The organism is Tundrisphaera macrotermitis (genome assembly GCF_051175315.1).
Lineage (GTDB): Bacteria > Planctomycetota > Planctomycetia > Isosphaerales > Isosphaeraceae > Tundrisphaera.
The window spans coordinates 3,919,043-3,937,187 of sequence record NZ_CP195100.1 but is presented as its reverse complement, the minus strand read 5'-3'; the positions used below and the strand labels follow the sequence as shown (position 1 = coordinate 3,937,187).

The 18,145-nt window shown below is 71.5% G+C and carries 10 protein-coding genes; 3 read left to right on the top strand and 7 right to left on the bottom strand.

Annotation, left to right across the window (positions count from 1 at the left end; genetic code table 11):
- Nucleotides 1–11: 11 nt before the first annotated feature.
- From TA3x_RS15835 to TA3x_RS15820, 4 genes are all read right to left on the bottom strand, one after another.
- Entirely contained in the window at nucleotides 12–2,192 is a 2,181-nt protein-coding gene (locus tag TA3x_RS15835; RefSeq protein ID WP_435015623.1) for a DUF1549 and DUF1553 domain-containing protein, read from the bottom strand.
- Between the two features lie 97 nt (nucleotides 2,193–2,289).
- On the bottom strand, nucleotides 2,290–3,741 hold the full coding sequence (locus TA3x_RS15830; protein WP_435015622.1) for a DUF1501 domain-containing protein: 1,452 nt from the start codon (nucleotides 3,739–3,741) through the stop codon (nucleotides 2,290–2,292).
- 391 nt (nucleotides 3,742–4,132) lie between these two features.
- The gene (locus TA3x_RS15825) at nucleotides 4,133–5,692 is read right to left on the bottom strand and encodes a sulfatase family protein (RefSeq protein ID WP_435015621.1); all 1,560 of its coding nucleotides are present in this window, start codon (nucleotides 5,690–5,692) and stop codon (nucleotides 4,133–4,135) included.
- Between the two features lie 189 nt (nucleotides 5,693–5,881).
- Nucleotides 5,882–9,997, bottom strand: a complete 4,116-nt coding sequence (locus TA3x_RS15820) for a choice-of-anchor Q domain-containing protein (RefSeq protein ID WP_435015620.1) — start codon at nucleotides 9,995–9,997, stop codon at nucleotides 5,882–5,884.
- On the opposite strand from TA3x_RS15820, the gene TA3x_RS15815 reads away from it, so the two are divergent.
- Nucleotides 9,996–10,175 carry a hypothetical protein gene (locus TA3x_RS15815; protein ID WP_435015619.1) on the top strand — a complete coding sequence of 60 codons (180 nt, stop codon included), beginning with the start codon at nucleotides 9,996–9,998 and terminating at the stop codon, nucleotides 10,173–10,175. The two genes, TA3x_RS15820 and TA3x_RS15815, sit on opposite strands and share 2 nt — an antisense overlap.
- A 312-nt stretch (nucleotides 10,176–10,487) precedes the next feature.
- On the opposite strand, the gene TA3x_RS15810 is transcribed toward TA3x_RS15815, so the two are convergent.
- The 3 genes from TA3x_RS15810 to TA3x_RS15800 form a co-directional block, all read right to left on the bottom strand.
- On the bottom strand, nucleotides 10,488–12,857 hold the full coding sequence (locus tag TA3x_RS15810; protein ID WP_435015618.1) for an exo-beta-N-acetylmuramidase NamZ domain-containing protein: 2,370 nt from the start codon (nucleotides 12,855–12,857) through the stop codon (nucleotides 10,488–10,490).
- A gap of 94 nt (nucleotides 12,858–12,951) precedes the next feature.
- Nucleotides 12,952–14,499, bottom strand: coding sequence for a sodium:solute symporter (locus TA3x_RS15805; protein WP_435015617.1), 1,548 nt, complete (start codon nucleotides 14,497–14,499; stop codon nucleotides 12,952–12,954).
- Between the two features lie 315 nt (nucleotides 14,500–14,814).
- Nucleotides 14,815–15,936 (bottom strand): glycoside hydrolase family 18 protein, encoded by a 1,122-nt coding sequence (locus TA3x_RS15800; protein WP_435015616.1) that lies wholly within the window; start codon nucleotides 15,934–15,936, stop codon nucleotides 14,815–14,817.
- 162 nt (nucleotides 15,937–16,098) lie between these two features.
- On the opposite strand from TA3x_RS15800, the gene TA3x_RS15795 reads away from it, so the two are divergent.
- Both TA3x_RS15795 and TA3x_RS15790 read left to right on the top strand, forming a co-directional pair.
- Nucleotides 16,099–16,632 (top strand): hypothetical protein, encoded by a 534-nt coding sequence (locus tag TA3x_RS15795; protein WP_435015615.1) that lies wholly within the window; start codon nucleotides 16,099–16,101, stop codon nucleotides 16,630–16,632.
- Between the two features lie 171 nt (nucleotides 16,633–16,803).
- On the top strand, nucleotides 16,804–17,892 hold the full coding sequence (locus TA3x_RS15790; RefSeq protein WP_435015614.1) for a hypothetical protein: 1,089 nt from the start codon (nucleotides 16,804–16,806) through the stop codon (nucleotides 17,890–17,892).
- The last annotated feature ends 253 nt before the right edge of the window (nucleotides 17,893–18,145 follow it).

The following is an 18,145-nucleotide window of genomic DNA, read 5'->3' as shown; positions in this document are numbered from 1 at the left end:
CGGGCCTCGCCTTAGTCTTTGAGGACGAATTCGGCCGAATTGAGCAACGCCCAGAGCAGGTCCTCGACCGCCAAACGGCGGTCCGCGCCCGGCCCCGCGAACAACCCTTCGCCGACCAGGCGTTCCTCGGCGGTCGGCATCCGGGAGAAGGTCAGGAGGTACAGTTCCTCGACGATCGCCGACGGGGGCTTGTCCCCCTTGACGAGCCGGGCCACCGTCCCCTCGTCGGCCGCGACCTTGAGGTGCAGCCCGGGGGCATTCATCAGGTGCAGGGCCTGGACCACCGTCGAGTCGCTGGTCCGCTCGCAGGGCGGGTCCTGGTTCGGGTCGGGGCGGCCGAAGGTGTCGAGGAACAGCGAGCTGACGCGATGGGTCCAGATCGCCGTCGACCGGGTCTCGGGCGGGGCCGCGGCGAACTTCTCGGAGACGCCGGTCACGTCGGTCGTGGCGTCCAGCAGCACCTCGGCCCGGAGCCTCTGGCGGTAATGCCGCGAGAAGTTGCGGGCGTCGGCGAGGTTGCGGTCGGTCGGCTCCGACGACAGCCCGTAGGTCTCCGACGCCATGATCGTGCGGATCAGGTGCTTGATGTCGTACCCGTGGCGGCGGAAGTCGTCGGCCAGCGCGTCCAGGAGCGGGCCGTTGCTGGGCGGGTTGGTGGCGCGGAGGTCGTCCACCGGGTCCACGATCCCCCGGCCCATCAGGTCGGCCCAGACGCGGTTGGCCATCACCCGGGCGAAGTGGCGGTTGTCCGGCGCGGTCATCCACCGGGCCAGGGCGTCGCGGAGGTCGTCGTCCGGGTCGTCGCCGATCGGGGCCGAGCCGTAGAGCGGCTTCGGCTCCATGACCTGCCCGGTCAGCGGGTGCGAGACCGACCCGGTGCTGGCGGCGTAGACGATCTCCTCGCCGCCGGAGATGGGCGGCGAGAGGCCGGTCCCCTTGCGGCCGACGCGGGCGAAGAAGGCGGCGAACTCGTAGAACTGCTCCTGCCCCATCGGCTCGAACGGGTGGTGGTGGCACTTGGCGCAGTCGAGCCGGACGCCCAGGAACAGCTGGCTGATCATCGGCGCAACCTCCTGCGGCTCGCGCCGGTCGCGGAAGATCGTCGCGGCCCCCGGCTCGAAGGTGCTCCCCCTGGCGGTGACCACCTGCCGGGCGAACTCGTCATACGGCATGTTGTCGCGGAACGCCGACCGGATCCAGCCGTCGAGGTTGAGCACCGCCTTGATGCCGACCCGGTAGGGGTTGGGCCGCAGGAGGTCCATCCACTTGTTGGCCCAGTGGTCGGCATATTCGGGCCGCTCCAGCAACCGGTCGACGAGCCGGGCCCTCTTGTCGGGGGCGGGGTCGGCGAGGAAGGCGCGGGCCTCGTCGGCGGTCGGCAGCCGGCCGATCACGTCGAGGTGGGCCCGGCGGAGGAAGCTCGCGTCGCCCGACCGGGCCGACGGGGTCAGGCCCAGTTTGCGGAGCTTGGCGGCGACGTGCCCGTCGATGAAGTGGCCCGAGTCCAGCGGCCTGTAGGCGTCGGCCGGGACGTCGCCCGGCAGCGGGATCGCCACGTCGCAGTTGGCGAACAGCCCCTCGAACCGGGCCGAGATGGTCGCCTCGCCCGGGAACTTGCCCGCCTTGACCCGGCCGTCGGGATCGACGTCCACCAGGACCGACTCGCTGGAGGCGAACGATGCCAGGTGGGTCACGTCCTGCTTCGACCCGTCGTCGAGCGTGGCCACGACCCGGAGCGGGAACGCCTCGTCGGCCTTCACGGTCCGCTCGGCCGGCTCGACGGCGATCGCGGTCCACTTCGGCTCGGCGGCCGGGGTCCGGGGCATCCCCGCGACGATCCAGCGGCGGAGCGTGTCATAAAAGGGGCCGTTCGGCTCGATCCGCCGCCCGCCCCCGTGCGGCATCGCCGCCGTGGCCTTGCGGAGCAGAAGGCTCTGGTCGGGGTCGAACCGGGAGACCCGACGGCCCCCGGCGTCGCGGGCGATCGCCTTCAGGTCGAAGTCGCGGTCAAAGCCCAGCAGCGAGAGGGCGAACCCGTCCTGGCCGCCCGACTTGCCGTGGCAGGCCCCGGCGTTGCAGCCGGCACGCGTCAGGATCGGCTCGACGTCGCGTTCGAACGTGACCGGCTCCGCCGCGCCGACGGCGGTGGCGAGGAGGAGCCAGAACGGCATGGATGCCGGGCGAAGCCGCATGGCGGGCACCTTGGGGATCGGTGTCGATCGGCGGGGGGGGCGGGTTTATTCTACCCGGCCGGGCGGAAAATTCAACAATTCTTGAACGCCGGGCCGTTCAGGCGAGGAGTTCCGGGACCACGACGCCGTCGCCGGCGGCGGGGAGCGGCCGTCCCAGGCGGTCGGCCAGCATCAGACCCGGGTCGATCCCGAGCAGGTGGTAGGCCGTGGCGAGCAGGTCCTTGGGGCTGACCGGGCGTTCGGCAGGGTCGGAGGCGATCTTGTCGGACCGGCCGATGATCTTGCCGCGTGCGATCCCGCCGCCGGCCATGACCGACGAGTAGCAGCGCGACCAGTGGTCGCGGCCGCCGCCCTGGCCCAGGCTCAGGGTCGGGGTCCGGCCGTGCTCGGTCACGCAGATGACCAGGGTCTCGTCGAGGATGCCCCGGTTATCCAGGTCGGTCAGGAGGCCCGACAGGGCGAGGTCCAGCCCGGGCAGGAGTTCGTCCTTCATCCGGGAGAAGTGGTCGAAGTGGGTGTCCCAGCCCGACCCGGCCAGGCCGTATTCGTCCCAGAACACCGAGACGAACCGCGAACCCGCCTCGACCAGCCGGCGGGCGGTCAGGGAGGCCTGGCCGAACAGGGTCATCCCGTACGATTCGCGGGTGGCGGCCGTCTCCTGGCCGAGGTCGAAGGCGCGGCGGATCTTCTCGGACGCGAGCAGGGCGTAGGCCGAGGAGCGGTTCCGGTCGATCGACGCGCTGCCCGGGAGCTGATCGAGGTCGCGTCGGGCCGATTCGAGCTGCTCCAGGAGGGTCCGCCGGCGATCGAGCCGGTCCACGGCGACCGCGTCGGCCCCGGCGCCCCCCAGGCGGAACCGGCCGTCCGGGTGGATCCCGCGATACGGCTCGTTGTCCTCCCAGACCTTGGTCAGCAGGGTCTTGCGGGCCTTGACCGTCGCCTCGCCCACGAACTCGGTGGCGATCGGGTCGTAGGCCGAGCCCAGGTAGCCGCCGTAGGGCCCGGCCCGTGCGACCTCGCCGACGCGCTGGCTGCTGAAGGACCAGGGCAACAGCAGGTTGCGCGGGCCCTCGCTGCCCGGACGCCGGGCCAGGCGGTCGGCATAGTCGACCACCGAGCCGATGTAGGGGTGGTGGACCGGGTCGCGCGGGTTCAGCTCCTCGGGGCCGGAGATCCGGGGGATGCCGGTCAGGGCGAAGGCCGCCCCGTGGAGCGGGTGGGGGTGGGTGAGCGACCGGACGACCGACATCTTGTCCATGACCCGGGCCAGGCGCGGCAGCCCTTCGCAGAAGTTCACCCCGGGCACGCTGGTGGGGATGCACTTGAACTCCCCGCGAATGCCCGACGGGGCGTCCGGCTTGGGGTCGAAGGTCTCCAGCTGGCTGGCGGCGCCGTAGAGGAACATCAGGATGCACGACTTGGCCCGGCCGAAGTGGGGCAAGGTCGCGGCCGATGCCGGGCGCGCGGCCAACCCCATCAGGCCCAGCGACCCGACGGTCAGCAGGTCGCGGCGAGTCATTCCGTCGCAGAACCGTTTCGGTCCGCCCATCACTCGGATCATGGATGACCTCGGCTTCAGGCATGACGATCCGGCGAGCGGGTCGGCCGGGTCGGTCTGGGGGAGGCGGGAGGGTGTGCGAGGGAGGTCGGCACCGGGCTATTGAACCATCGCAAGTCGCGGGCCGCAACCCCGTGGTCCTTAGGAGTGTAGCCCGTGAATCTGGGGATGACGAAATCCCGCAGGGTGGCTGTGGTTGGCTTGCCAACCACGGCGCCGACGAGCCCGCCCGGCGACCGATGGCCGGCGTCGATGATCCCTGACACGGAGCCGCGATGGCCATCATCCCGCGATCGTGTCACCGGCGCCGTGGTTGGCAAGCCAACCACAGCCACCCGGGACCGCCGAATCAAAGGCCAAAATCAAAGGGCACTCCCCCGGCTCAGTCCTGGGGGACGAGGCACCAGCGGATCGCGTCGATCTCGGACAGGGCGGCGGGCACCGGGGTCCGGCCCTCGCGGGTGGTGCTGAGGCGGAGGAACAGCTGGTGGCGGAGGTCGGCGGCGACCGCGGCCAGGTCGGGGCGGGTGGGCAGGAGGTCGACGTCCTCGCCGGGGTCGGCCTCCAGGTCGTAGAGGCGTTCATAGGGGCCGGGCAAGGGGCGGCCGGTCTCGTAGCCGTCCTCGCGTTGCCGGGCCCCCGTGCCGACCACGAGCTTGTACCGGGACGACCGGGCCATCGCCTCCTCGTTCTCCTGGTATTCGCTGACGACCACGTCCCGCCCCTTCGCCCCGGGGGTGCCGGCGGCCAGGCCCTTGAGGCTCCGGCCGTGGAGGTCGGGCGGCGCGGGGAGACCGGCCAGGTCGAGCAGGGTCGGCACCACGTCGATCAGCTCGACGAGGTCGGTGACCCGGCGATCGGCGGGCAGCCGGCCCGGCCAGCGGGCCAGCAGCGGCACGCGCACCGAGGGCTCGTAGAAGCAATGCTTCTCGAACCGGCCGTGCTGGCCGAGCATGTAGCCGTTGTCCCCCAGATAGATCACGATCGTGTCGTCGGCGTGCCCCGAGGCTTCGAGCGCATCCAGGACGCGGCCGACCTGGTAGTCCATGTGCGACACCGCCGTGTAGTAGGCGGCCTGGATCCCCCGGGCCTGGTCGGGCGTGAGCGAGGCGAACACCTCGGGCTGTTCCCGGAGGTCGGCCTCGGACGCCTGGGGCACGGTGAACTGCTCGGGCTTGAAGCGGCCGGCCCACTCGTCGGGGAACTTGAACGGGGCGTGCGGCTCGTAGAAGCTGACCACCAGCGCGAACGGCTCGTCGTCATCGCGTCGGAGGAACTCCACCGCGCGGTTGACGTAGTAGGTCGCCTCCATCGACGCCAGGGGCAGGCCGTATGGCTTGCACGCGGCGTTCATCCACTCGGCCGCGGGCACCTGGAACGGCCGCCACTTGCGGTGGTGGTCGCCGCCGGCCGGTGGGTTGGCGCGGAGCCAGCGGAACCAGTCGTCGGTGTCGGCCATCTCCTGGAAGCCGTGGTGCGCCGGCGAGTTGAAATGCATCTTGCCGAACGCGGCGGTGCGGTAGCCGAGGTCGCCCAGCCAGTCGCCCAGGGTCAGGGCGTCGTCGGGCATGGGGGTGGTCAGGCGGGTCACGCCGACGGCGTGGGGCATCCGGCCGGTGATCAGCGATTGCCGGCTCGGCGTGCAGAGCGGCGAGTTGCAGTAGGCCCGGTCGAACCGGACCCCTTGCCGGGCCAGGGCGTCCAGCCGGGGCGTGGCCCGCCGAGGGTCGCCGTCGATCCCCAGCGTCCCCCCGGCATGGTCGTCGCCCATCAGGATCAGGATGTTGGGCCCCCGGGGCGGTGTGCCCTCGGGCAGGTGGGCGCGGGCCCGGGACGGCCAGCCGTCGGGCCGGACCACCATCGCCAGGACGCACAGGACGCACCAGGCGGCGATCCGACACCGGCTCCTCAGCTTCGCCCTGTCGACCGTTCCCTGGCCCAATCCGCTGCCTCCTACGATCCCGGCCTCTCGCGAGGAAGGCGGCCCGTCTCGCGAGTATGGGTCCTCTGTCTGGCATGTGAGAACCGGTCCGGCGTGCCGCCCGGCCCCCTCGGGCACTCTATCGCATGTTGGATTCCGGTCAAGGCGGGAACCGGGGGGCCGGGCCGGGTCGCACGGCCGTCCCCAGCGCTATCGGCTCCGGTGGGCCGGTCGAATCCTGAGATGGACCATCCGTGGGGGCAGTATCAAGTCCTCCCGGCTGATCGTGGTGCGGTAGTGGGAGCCCGGCCGGCCCAGGCCCGACCCATCGAGCGGCCGGCCGTCCGGCCCCCGGACCCCCGACGGCCCGTCGGCGATGACCGTCAGGCGGAAGCGGCGATGGATGTCCAGCCGACGGGACGGGCGCAGGGTCACCGTCCCCGAGGCCGGGTCGTACTCGGCCGATCGCACGGCGATCCGCTGCCCGCGACGGTCGACGATGCGGTAGTTGCGGACGAACTCCGCGGAGGTCGGGTCGAGCGCCCGGTCGAATCGCAGGACCAGGACGGTCGGCCGTGCGTGGAAGCCGAAGCGACTCAGGCTCGCGACGCGAGGAGCCGCCCCGTCCGCCACGACGACCTCCGCCGTGGCGCCGCCGGCCGCGAACGCCGCGTCGCCCCCATACTCGGCGGTGATGGCGTGCGGGCCCGGGCCGAGCGCCGTCGTGCTGAACGAGGCGCGGCCGTCGGCGTCGAGGGGGACGACCGCCAGCACGGCCTCGCCCTCGCGGAACGTGACGAAGCCGGTCGGCGTCGCACCCGGGGCGCCGCCCACCGTCGCCGTGAAGGTGATCGGCCGGCCCGGGGCCGGGGATGCGGGCTCAACCAGGAGCCGCACGACGGTCGCCCCCGACGCGTTGGCCAGGGCGAACGCGACCTCCGAGGCGCCGGCGGCCCCGGCGACAACCGAGTAACTCCCCCCCAGCTCGTTGGCCGTGGCGATGACCGAGGCCCGACCGTCGGCGCCGATGGTGGCGGATGCGGCGTCGAGCCGTGCGGTGGCCGGGCCGTCCGGGGCGATGAAGCGGACCCGCCCGCCGGCGACCGGCTCGCCGAACGCGCCGGCGACGGCGACGACCAGCGGCGAGGCGAAGGCGGCCCCGGCCGGGGCCAATTGCCCGTCGCCCGCGACGATGACTATCGTGAAGCCGCGGGACTCGAAGGCCCCGATGTCGGGGGCCAATCCTTGCCGCCGGGAGACGCCCCGCTGGTCGGCCTCGATCCCGGCGGATGCGGTGCCGGCGTCGATGGCCGGGCTGCCCGGCAGCAGGGCCATCGTCCGCGTCGGCCCCCCGTAGTCGCCCAGCGGGGCCAGCAAGGGGTCGGTGTCGGTCAGGTCGGAGGGGTCGAGGGCCACGGCGGGCCGGTCCGAGAACAGGTTGTGCCCGCCGGAGACGAACGCGGTGGCCGGGGCGCCGTCCTCGAAGGACAGATTGCCCCCGGTCGGGTTGTGGAGGATGCTGGCGATGACCGTCGTCGTCCCGGGGGTGGTGTGGATGCCGCCGCCCCTGTCGGTCGAGTTGCCGACCAGCGTGGAACCGAGGACCGTCAGCGTCCCGGCATTGCTGATGGCGCCCCCGGAACTCCTGAAGCCGGTCGGTAACCCGAAGCTGGCGGAGGTGGCCGTGTTGCCGACGAGCGTGGCGTTGATGAGCGTCGCCGTCCCGTGGTTGGAAAGCCCCCCGCCGCCGGGAACCAGGCCCTCGACCGAGTTTCCGCTCAGGGTGGAGGCGATGAGCGTCAGCACGCCGAAATTGGCGATGCCGCCGCCCGCCGTGCCGCCGAAGAAGCCGCCGGCGATCGAGTTGCCGTCGATGGTCGAATCGACGACCGTCAGGGTCCCGGAGGCGTCGTTGTAGATGCCACCGCCCCAACCCGGGGCGGAGTTGCCGGACAGCGTCGATCGGATGATCGTCAGCAGGCCCGAGTTGGAGACGCCGCCGCCATCCGAGCTGCCGAAGGGGCCGGTGTGGATGGACGAGTTGCCGGCGACCGTCGTGTTGCGGATCGTCAAGGTGCCCACATTGCGGATGCCGCCCCCCTCGCCCCGGTCGAAGCCGGCGGCCGTGTTGCCGGCGACGATGGAGTCGGCCACGGTCAGCCTGCCGGCGTTGAGAATCCCGCCCCCGGCATCGGCCCGCCCGCCGCTGATGGTCAGCCCGGAGAGGCTCGCGTCGGCGCCCGCCGCCACGGAGAAGACCCGGAAGCCGGCCGGATCGGCCGCGACGGTCACGAACGAGGCCCCCGGCCCGACCACCGCGATCTCGCCGGACAGGTCCGGCAATGGCGAGAGCAGGGCGATCGTCCCGGCGAAACCCGGTGCGAAGGTGATGACATCCCGCCCGGGATTCCGATCCGCCGCCGCGATCGCGGCGCGGAGCGAGCCGGGCCCGGAATCGGCCGTGGTGGCGACGGCGAGCGTCGTCCAGATCAACGACGTCCCCGACGATGAGATCGCCGGCCCCCCGGCGGGGGTCGCGGTGGCGAAGATCGTATCGATGCCCACGCCGCCCCGGCCGGCAAAGGTGAAACTGACCTCGCCGTCGGCGTTGGTCAGACCGCCGGCCGGGCTGATCGTCCCCGACGCCCCGGCGTTGGGGCCGGCCGCCACCCGGAACGCCACCGGGACGCCGGCGATCGGCCGGAAGTCCAGCCCGAGCAACGTCGCCGTGACCGTGTGCGAGGCGCCGACCAGTTCCGTGTCCGAGTCGGACGTCAGCCGCAGGAACGGCCCGAAGGCGAGTTCGAAGGCGCCGATATCGGGGGCGGAGCCCTGCGGCCGGGGCACGCCCCGCTGGTCGGCCGATGCCCCGGCCACCGACACCGCCGTGTCGATGGCCGGGCTGCCGGGCAGCAGGGCCATCGTCCGCGTCGGCCCGCCGTAGTCGCCCAGCGGGGCCAGCAAGGGGTCGGCGTCGGTCAGGTCGGAGGGGTCGAGGGCCACGGCGGGCCGGTCCGAGAACAGGTTGTGCCCGCCGGAGACGAACGTGGTGGCCGGGGCGCCGAGGACGATGGTGCTGCCCGCGGCCTGGGTGAACAGGCTCGCGGTGATCTTCACCGAGGCGGCCCCGCCGGCGAAGATCCCGGCATCGCCGAAGGTGGAGTGGCTGACCGTCAGCCGGCTCGTCCCCTGGCTATCGATGGCGACGTTCCCGCCGGAGGAGGGAAAGTCGCTGAACGTCGAGTTGGTCACCGCCAACGTGCCGAGATTGATGATGGCCTGGACGCCGGTCGCGCCCGTGCCGCCGACGAAGGTCGAGCCGACGACCGTTGCCGTGCCCCCGTTGATGATGCTCTGCCCGGGGAAGATGAGGGACCCGCTCCCGACGAATTCGGAGTCGATGACCGTCAGCGCCCCGTTGTTGTTGATGCCCGCCCCGGCGCCGGCGACGATGTTCCCGGTGACGTCGACGCCGACGAGCGTCGCCGACCCGGAGTTGTTGATGCCGCCGCCGGATGACCCGCCGCCCAAGACGGTGTTGTTGGCCAGTTCGGTGCCGACAATCGTCATCTTGCCGGCGTTGTGGATGCCGCCCCCGAGGGCGCCGCCGCCCTCGGTCCGATTGCCGGAGATGAGGGAGTTGGTGACCGTCAGCGTGCCGAAATTGGCGATCCCGCCCCCGAGGGCGCCGCCGCCCTGGGACCGATTGCCGGAGATGAGGGAGTTGGTGACCGTCAGCGTGCCGAAATTGGCGATCCCGCCCCCGAGGGCCCCGGCGCTGCTCGCCTCATTCCCGAGGACTCCGCCGTCGTCGAGCGTCAGCGAGCCTGAGTTCAGGATGCCGGCCCCCCTGTCTGATCGCCCGCCGACGATCGTGATCCCCGAGAGGGCAACATCGGCGCCGGCCAACACATGGAAGATCCGGAACTCTGCCGCCCCCGGGGAGGTACTGCGCGTCACCGTCAGCGACGCGGCCCCGGGGCCGGCCACGGACAAGCGGCCGGTCAGGGCCGGCAGGGCACGCTCCAGGCGGATCGTCCCGGCGACCGACGGGGCGAAGCCGATCGCGGCGCGGGCCGGGCTGGCCAGCGGGTCGACCTGGGCCCGTTCCGCCGGCGACAAGGCCGCGAGGTCCAGGCCGCCGTCGGCCACCAGGATCGCCTCGCGCAGCGTCAGGACGGCATCCCGGGCATCGGTGTCGCCCAGGCTGTTGGCGGTGATCGCAGCCAGCAGCCTCCGAGGTTCCAACGCTTCCAGCTGCGGCCGACGCGACTTGAGCGGGCGGGACTGCCGGCATGGCTGCGTTCGAAAGCGGATCCGCGACATGTCCGGTGCCTCCGGGTTGATCCGGGACGATTCCGACCAGTTGATCGACATCAGGATGGGGGAAGGATGGGCAATGTGGGACATTTTTTGCGTTTCGATGCCCGGTCGTCAAGAAAATTATCGCTTGATTTCAAAATATGCACAAACCAAAGATGATATAGGATTGCTTGTCGTTTGAATCCGGCCGCTCGGCGAGGCCAGCACGTCGGCTCCAGGGGCGGCCCCGCGCGAAATCGCCACGCTCCGGGCCTTCCGGCCGGGATCCGCAGATCCGGCGATCCTTGGCGCCTTCGTCGCGCATGGGACGGCGCTGGGGCGGATCGAAACACCATGCCCGGGGGATCGGCCGGGCCGAGATCTTCGGGCCGTGGGGGTGACGGCCTTGATCCGGGCGTCATCCCTGCGCAGAACGAGGGCCGGTCCGCGATGGGCCCGGCCCTCGGTCGCAACGGATGGGATTCCCGACACCGATGGGCTTCGCCCGCTCGGCTTACTTGTAGAGCAGATATTTCTCCCGGTTCTTGCCGAACTCGGCCAGCTCGGCGGCCCAGCCGGCCCGCAGGGCCGCGACGTCCTTGCCGGCGAGGATGCCTTCATACGTCGCCGTGTCGGCCAGCATCTTCTGGAGCCCGGCCGGCTGCCACTGGTCGGGATACAGCGAGCGGAGGGCGACCAGGATCCCCATCCCGGCGTCGATCGGGTCGAAGGCGGCCCACTCGGTGATCAGGATCTGGACGCCCCGGCACTCCTGGTTGGCGAACTGCCTTTCCTTGGGGGTGAACCGGGACGGGATGAACCGGACGCCGGGCAGGCCCATCTCGTTGAGCTTCCGGGCGAAGGCCCGCTCGTCGATGTAGGGGGCGCCCACCCGCTCGAACGGGGTGTCGGTGCCCCGGCCGGTGGCCAGGTTGGTGAATTCGGGCAGGGCGATCCCGGGGTACAGCAGGGCCTCGGTCAGGCTCCGCATGTTGGGCGACGGGTTGACCCAGGTGAGGCCGGTGCGGTCGTAGGTCTCGGCCCGCCGCCACCCCTCGCAGGGGATCACCGTCAGGTCGGCGCCGATCTTGCGCTCGGCGTTGAACATCTTCGCCAGCTCGCCGATGGTCATCCCGTGCCGCACCGGGATCTCGTGGAAGGCGATGAACGAGGCGAACTCGGGGTCGCGGACCGGGCCGGCGAACGCCTCGCCGCCGATCGGGTTGGGCCGGTCCAGGATGACCACCGGGATGTTGTTCTCCTTGCCCGCCTCCAGCACCAGGCCCATCGTGCTGATGTAGGTGTAGAACCGGGCGCCGATGTCCTGGATGTCATACACCAGGACGTCGACCCCCTTGAGGGTCTCGGCCGTGGGCTTGCGGGTCTTGCCGTAGAGGCTGTAGATCGGCAGGCCGGTCTTCTCGTCCTTGTCGTCGCCGACTTCCTTGTCCACCAGCCCGCGCAGGCCGTGCTCGGGGCTGAACAGGGCGACCAGCTTCACGCCGGGGGCGTCGTGGAGCACGTCGATGGTGGCGACGCCGTCCCGGGTCCGGCCGGTGTGGTTGGTCACCAGGCCGACCGACTTGCCCTGCAACTCGCGGAAGTTGCGGGAGATCAGCACGTCCACGCCGCAGTCCACCGGGCGATCCGGCCGGGCGCGCCGGGCTTCCGGCCGGGCCGGGGCCGCGTCGGGCTTGGAGGGGCCGTCGACGACGGCCTCGGCCGCCAGGGTGGCGACGTCCGACCGCAGCGTCGAGGGGGATCCGCCTCCCCCGGGGTGGAGCCGGCTGGTCAGGATGATCACGAAGCAGTCGGTCTCGGGGTCGGCCCAGATGCTCGTCCCGGTGAACCCGGTGTGGCCGAAGCCGGTCGAGCCGAACCGCCTCCCCTTGGGGCTGCTGAACGAGGTGGCGATGTCCCAGCCCAGCCCGCGCAGCTGGCCTTCGGGCGTGCCGCCCGGCGAGGTCATCGCCCGGACCGTCCAGGGGGCCAGGACCTGCGAGCCGCCGATCGCCCGGCCGCCGTCCAGGAGCATCGCCGCGAACGCGGCCAGGTCGTCGGCCGTGCCGAACAGCCCGGCGTGGCCGGCGACACCGCCCAGGGCGCGCGAGCGGGGGTCGTGGACCACGCCCCGGATCATGGTGCCGTTCTCCGGCTCGGTCGGGGCGATCCGGCCGACCGGGGGCAGGTCACCGGGCTTCGCCGCGAGCGGGCGGAAGTGGGCGTCGACCATCCCGGCCGGGGCGAAGATCGTCTCGCGTGCGAACACGTCCAGGGGCTTGCCGGAGACCTTCTCGACCAGCCGGCCCAGGATCTCGAAGTTGACGTCGCTGTACAGGAACTTCTCGCCCGGCGGCGTCAACGGCCTGAGCGCCGCGATATTCGCCCACGCCTTCTCGACGCCATCCTTGTAGTCCCCGATCGGGTTGTCGGCGATCAGCCCGGAGCGGTGCCGCAGGAGCTGCTCGACGGTGATCCCCGCCCCGCCCGGCCCGGTCATCTCGGGCAGGTAGGTCGTGATCACGTCGCCGATCTTGACCTTGCCCTGCTCCACCAGCGCCATCACCGACGACGCCGTCGCGACGGGCTTGGTCAGCGACGCCATATCGAAGATCGTGTCGCGGGTCATCGCCTCGTCGGTCGGCTCGACCGACCGCTTGCCGGCGACCTTGACCAGCGCGATCTTGCCGTGACGGCCCACCACCACCACGGCGCCGGGGACCTTCTTCTCGGCGATCGTGCGGTCGACGGCCTCTCCGATCTGGTCGAGCTTCGCGGGGTCCAGGCCGAGTGACTCGGGGCTGGCCTCGGGCACGCCGGCGCGGGCCGGGATCGCGGCGGCGATCAGGAACAGCAGGGCGGAAGTCGGGGCGTGTCGTCTCATCACAGAATGCTTCCGGAATGGGGCGGGATCATGGGGGCGGGGGGGTGGGCCGATCGCCCGCGATCGGCCCGACGGGTCGCGTCGGCGACTCGATTCAGGAGCGGGACCACTCGGGCTCGGCGGCCGGCGGGGCCGGCGCCTCGGGCAGGATCAGGCTGGACAGCAGGCCGACCAGCACCACGGTGCCGGAGCCGACCAGGGCATACCACGGATAGGCGACCTGGGTGCCGAACGCGACCGCGGACACCGCCGCCGTGCCCGCCAGCAGGCCGACGAAGGCGGCACGCTGGCCGACGTCGCGGGTCCACAGGCCCAGCAGGAACAGGCCGAGCAGCAGCCCGGTGACGAACGAGGCGATCGCCAGGGCGTTGTCGATCACGCTGTTGCTCATCCGCTCGGCGGCCAGGGCGACGATCATCTGGACCACGGCCCAGAAGGCGGTCATCCCCTTGGACACCCGGAGGAGGTGCCGCTCGTCGGACTGGGGGAACAGGGGCCGGTAGATGTCGTTCACCGTGGACGACGCCGACGCGCTCAGGGCGCCGGACACCGTGCTCATGGTCACCGAGAACACGGCGGCGATCACCAGTCCCAGCAGGCCCCGGGGCAGGTAGTTGACGATGAAGTAGGGGAAGAACTCGTCGTTCTTGACCAGGGGTGTCCGGGGCGGCTGGTCCTGGTACAGCACCCACAGGCCGACGCCGATGGCCAGGAACAGGGCGAACTGGGTCAGGATCACGAACCCGGAGCCGATCAACGCCCACCCGGCCTGGCGTTCCGACCGGGCCGTCAGGTAGCGCTGGACCATCATCTGGTCGGCGCCGTGGGTGGAGGTGTCCAGCACCAGCGCGCCGATCACGCCGGCCCAGAAGGTGTAGGACTGGCCCAGCATCCCGTAGAAGGCGTGCCAGGCGTCCGCGATCGAATGGGGCCGGGCCACGCCGTCGAAGCCGAAGTTGATCACCCGGAACTTGCCGGCGGCCATGCCGCGCGTCCAGATCTCCTCCCAGCCGCCCGGGATCTGGCGGACCAGGATCACCATCGCCGCGCCGGCCGCGATCAGGTAGATGCCGAACTGGATCACGTCGATCCAGACCACCGCCTTGATCCCGCCCAGGTAGGTGTAGAGCAGCGTCGCCACCCCGATCACCGCGATCGACGCCGAAAGGTTCCATTCGGTGATCTTCTGCAACACCAACGCGGCCAGGTAGAGCCGGAGCCCCGAGGCCAGCGTCCTCGCCACCAGGAACAGCACCGACGCCGCCTTCTGCGTCCCGCCGCCGAACCGCTTCTCCAGCACCTGATAGGCGGTGTAGATCTCCCCCTTGAAGTAGGAGGGCAGGAGCATCACCGTCACCACCACCCGGGCCAGGATGTAGCCCAGCGCCATCTGGAGGAACGTCATGTCCCCCTTGGGGGTGGCGGAGCTCCCCGGCACGCTCAGGAACGTCACGGCGCTGGTCTCGGTGGCGACGATCGAGATCATCACCGCCCACGCCGGGATGTTGCTCTCCCCGAGGAAATACCCCTTGAGCCCCTGCCCGCCCGACCCCGACGCGATCCGCGCCCCCAGCCACGTGCAGCCGGCCAGATAGAGGATCAGGACGCCGAGGTCGATCGGATGCAAGCCAAACACAGACATGGACGGCCCCCGGGCGGTTCTCGGGGCGCGACGGCCCCTTTCGATCGAATCGGAGCCGCCAATCTACCGGTTTTCCGCCCCGATGGCCATCACCCCTCGCCCTCGGCGCGTCGCTCCCCGGGTTGGGTTGGCACCGCCGGGCCGAGGTTTTGGGTGGCTGTGGTTGGCTTGCCAACCACGGCGCCGGTGATCTCGCGCCGCGGACGATCGAGCTTCTGCCCGGCTTGCCCTGCTCGTCGGCGCCGTGGTTGGCAAGCCAACCACAGCCACCCGGAAAGACCTCGGGCCAAGATTTGAGCCGCCTTTGCGTCCGGCTCAGGGGGCCTTGTCGCCCTGCCCCGCCCGCCACGCCTTCAGCGCGGCGGCCTGCAGCGGGTTCGACCCATCGGGCAATCGATCGCCGTGGATCTGCCAGAAGAAGACCCCGCGCAACCCCTTCTTCATGGCCCATTCCGTCTTGGTCGCGATCGACTCGGCGTCGTCGAAGCCGATCACCGCCGAGCGGTCCGGCGCGATCAGCCAGGGCACCTTCGCCTCGTCGTCCCAGGTCCTTTTCCAGCCCCCCTCGGCGAGGAGCTTGTGGACGTTCCGGTAATCCCCGTTCGGCAGCTTCGTTTTGGGGGCGACCTTGGGCTTGATCGCGTAGGGCTCGGCCACGGCGAACGCCCGCCCGTAGAGCGGCAGGCCGAGGGCGATCTTGTCGGCGGGGAGTTTCCGCTCGTCGAGCAGGAACGCGATCGTCGCGGCCGTGGACGGGCCCCTGCCCCGGGGTGCCTTGGTCGAGGCGAACAGAGGGGCGTTGTGCCCGGCGTAGTCGGTCCAGTCGCCGGCCATGTCGTAGGTCATCACGTTGATCCAGTCGTACGTCCGCGTCAGGAACGCGGTGTCCAGCCACTTCAAGGTCCCGGCGTTGGACGAGGCCGCCATCGTCAGCCGCATCGGCCGGCCCTTCCGCTTGCCCAGGTCATCGAGCCTTTCGCGGAAGTGTCGAGAGAGCGTCTCGAACCCGGCGACCTCGTCGGCCGTGTCGGGATACTCCCAGTCGAGGTCGATCCCGTCGTAGTCGGCCCGGTCGATCACCTCCATCACCCGGTCCACATACCGGGCCTCGATCGCGGGGTCGGCGGCGATCCGGCGGAACTGGTCGTCCCACCCCCACCCGCCCAGCGACAGCAGCACGGCGACCTTCTCCGCGTGGGCCTTCGCGGTCAGCTCGGCGCCATCGGCCCCCCTCGGCAGGCGGATCGTCCCGTCCGCGTCGGCCGTGAGGAAGGCGTGGCACAGGTGGGTGTAGAGCTTGTAGTCGACGTCGCGGGGCGGGCCGAAGAGGTAGCCGACGAACACCTTCTCGGCCGGCTCCTCGGCCCGCCCCGCGGCCGGGACGCACAGGGCCAGGGCCAGCGCCACCAATCGGGCCGGACGGATCCTTCGATGCATGATCGATCCTCGGGGGGGCGTCGGGAGTCGGGCGAATCCGACCGATCCTAGCGGGAAGCTCGCGGCGGGGGAAGTTCGGCGAGCCCCGGCCGGGCCTATCCCTGGCCACCCTGGCATCGGGATCCTATGATGGGACGGGCGGCCATGCGGGGGGGACATGCCATGCCGGACGCGCGACCGCTGATGCACGGGCTCGCCACGCTGGTGCTGGGCGGGGTGGCGGTCGTCACGCCCTTGCCGATCAACCTCGTCGCCTTCGGCCTCTGGGCGTGGCTGGTCGGGAGATGGGCGAGACGCCCGGGACGGGCGGGCGGACGATCCGGGGTCGCCGAATGGGTCGTGCCGGCGGTCCTGATGATCGCCCTGCTGGCGGCCGCGGAGGCCGCGCCGGTCAAGGTCGTCGACCGGATGAAGGCCCGGCGCATCGCCCTGCCGAGGCGCGAGCTGACGCTCGGCGAGATGGCGGAGCCCGACGCCTGGAATCGCTTCGCCCGGCTCCCGAGCGAACTCCCCGCCGACCTCGCCGGGCGGGTCGTCCGGTTCCCGGAGGGGGAGATCACCATCGGGGAGTTCATCGCGGCGGTCGAGCGCCAGACGCCGCTCCGGCATCGGTTCGGGCATTGCGGCAACGGCTCGACGATCCTCTGGGGCGGCGATTGCTCGTTCGGACTGTCCTTCCTCCTGCCCGGGCGATAGACCGATCTGGTGATACCGGTTGGATTTGCGATAATCCCGAGCTGCCCGAGAAAATACTCAGCTGAAGCGACCCCGGATCTCCTGAATATACAGGGTGAAGGCCGGGCGAGGGGCATCGACGCCGGGATGCGGCGTGGGGACCGGCGCGGCCTCGCACCGGGATCATCGACCATGACCTGCTCCCCCGCTCGGCTCGAAGCCAACCGCCGCAACGCCGCCCTGAGCACCGGCCCCAAGACGTTGGCCGGCAAGCAACAATCGCGGAAGAACGCCCTCAAGCACGGGATGGCCGGCGCGGGGGTGGTGCTGCCCCCGGGGCAGGACGAGGAGGCCGATGCCCTGGCCTCGCAGTTCGTCGCCGAGATGAAGCCGAGCGGGGCGATGGGCCGGATGCTGCTCCGGCGGGTCGCGGTCTTCTCGACCCGGCTCGACCGCTGCGAGCGGCACGACGCGGCGATGACCGCGCGGAGGGTCCGCGTCGCCCAGGAGGCCCGCGACGACGCCCGGCTGGCCGAGGTCAACGCGATCGCCGCGAACTGGGACAACGACCCCGCCGCCACGGTCCGGCGCCTGATGCGGACGCCCGAGGGGATCGACGGCCTGATCGAGACGTGGCAGATGATCCGGGGGGAACTCGCGCAGCCCCGCCGATTCGCGTGGGGGGAACCTCACCACCAGAGGATCGCCCACCTGCTGGGGCGGCACGCGCACATGCACCCGCCAACCCCCCTCGACGGCCTGTCCCGGGCCGTGGCGGGCGACTTCTCGGGGCTGGGCGACGACGAAGGGGCCGGGCTGGATCGCAGGCGGAGGGCCATCTGGGCCCGCGAGCGGCTGGCGGCCCTGATCGACGACGAGATCCAGGCCCTCCGCGAACTACGCGAGATGGAGGACGACGAGGAGGAGGCCGCCGACCGCGCCGAGGCGGCCGAGCGCGCCCTGTTCGACCCGTCCAAGGAGGGGCAACTCGCCCGACGCTACGAGGCCGCCGCCGAGCGCGGGCTGTTCCGCGCCCTCCGCGAGTTCCACGAGGCCGAGCGGCGGGCCGCCGACCAGCTCGGATCGGCGCCGGCCCCGAAACCGACCCCGGCCCCGGCACCGGCCCGGCCCACCGCCCCGCCCATGCCCCGACCCCGGGTTGCGACGCTGCCGACGGCCGTCGCGAGGCCGGCCGCGACCCGCCCGCCGTGGCCCGCCTCGCCGTGCCGAACGAACCCAACGCCCGGCCCCGAGGCGCCGGCGATCGAAGGCGCCGGATGACCCCGGACCCCCGCCGGGACATCGTCGGGTGGCACTTCCGACGATGGATTTCGCCCGCACCGGGCCGGGCCGACCCCCCGCCGGGAGGCGATGCGGCCGCGTCGCGCCGAACGGCAAGGTCCGAGTGTCCCTTTTGGCGTTTTGGTCTCCGGGTGGCCGTGGTTGGCTCCACAGCCACGGCGCCGACGAGCCCGCCCGGCGACCGATGGCCGGCGTCGATGATCCCTGGCCCGGTGCCGCCATGGCCATCACC

Bases quoted from the DNA above. Each gene is read 5' to 3' on its own strand.
- TA3x_RS15835 (WP_435015623.1), bottom strand. From the start codon at position 2,192: ATGCGGCTTCGCCCGGCATCCATGCCGTTCTGGCTCCTCCTCGCCACC.
- TA3x_RS15830 (WP_435015622.1), bottom strand. From the start codon at position 3,741: ATGGGCGGACCGAAACGGTTCTGCGACGGAATGACTCGCCGCGACCTG.
- TA3x_RS15815 (WP_435015619.1), top strand. From the start codon at position 9,996: ATGTCCGGTGCCTCCGGGTTGATCCGGGACGATTCCGACCAGTTGATC.
- TA3x_RS15820 (WP_435015620.1), bottom strand. From the start codon at position 9,997: ATGTCGCGGATCCGCTTTCGAACGCAGCCATGCCGGCAGTCCCGCCCG.
- TA3x_RS15810 (WP_435015618.1), bottom strand. From the start codon at position 12,857: ATGAGACGACACGCCCCGACTTCCGCCCTGCTGTTCCTGATCGCCGCC.
- TA3x_RS15805 (WP_435015617.1), bottom strand. From the start codon at position 14,499: ATGTCTGTGTTTGGCTTGCATCCGATCGACCTCGGCGTCCTGATCCTC.
- TA3x_RS15800 (WP_435015616.1), bottom strand. From the start codon at position 15,936: ATGCATCGAAGGATCCGTCCGGCCCGATTGGTGGCGCTGGCCCTGGCC.
- TA3x_RS15795 (WP_435015615.1), top strand. From the start codon at position 16,099: ATGCCGGACGCGCGACCGCTGATGCACGGGCTCGCCACGCTGGTGCTG.
- TA3x_RS15790 (WP_435015614.1), top strand. From the start codon at position 16,804: ATGACCTGCTCCCCCGCTCGGCTCGAAGCCAACCGCCGCAACGCCGCC.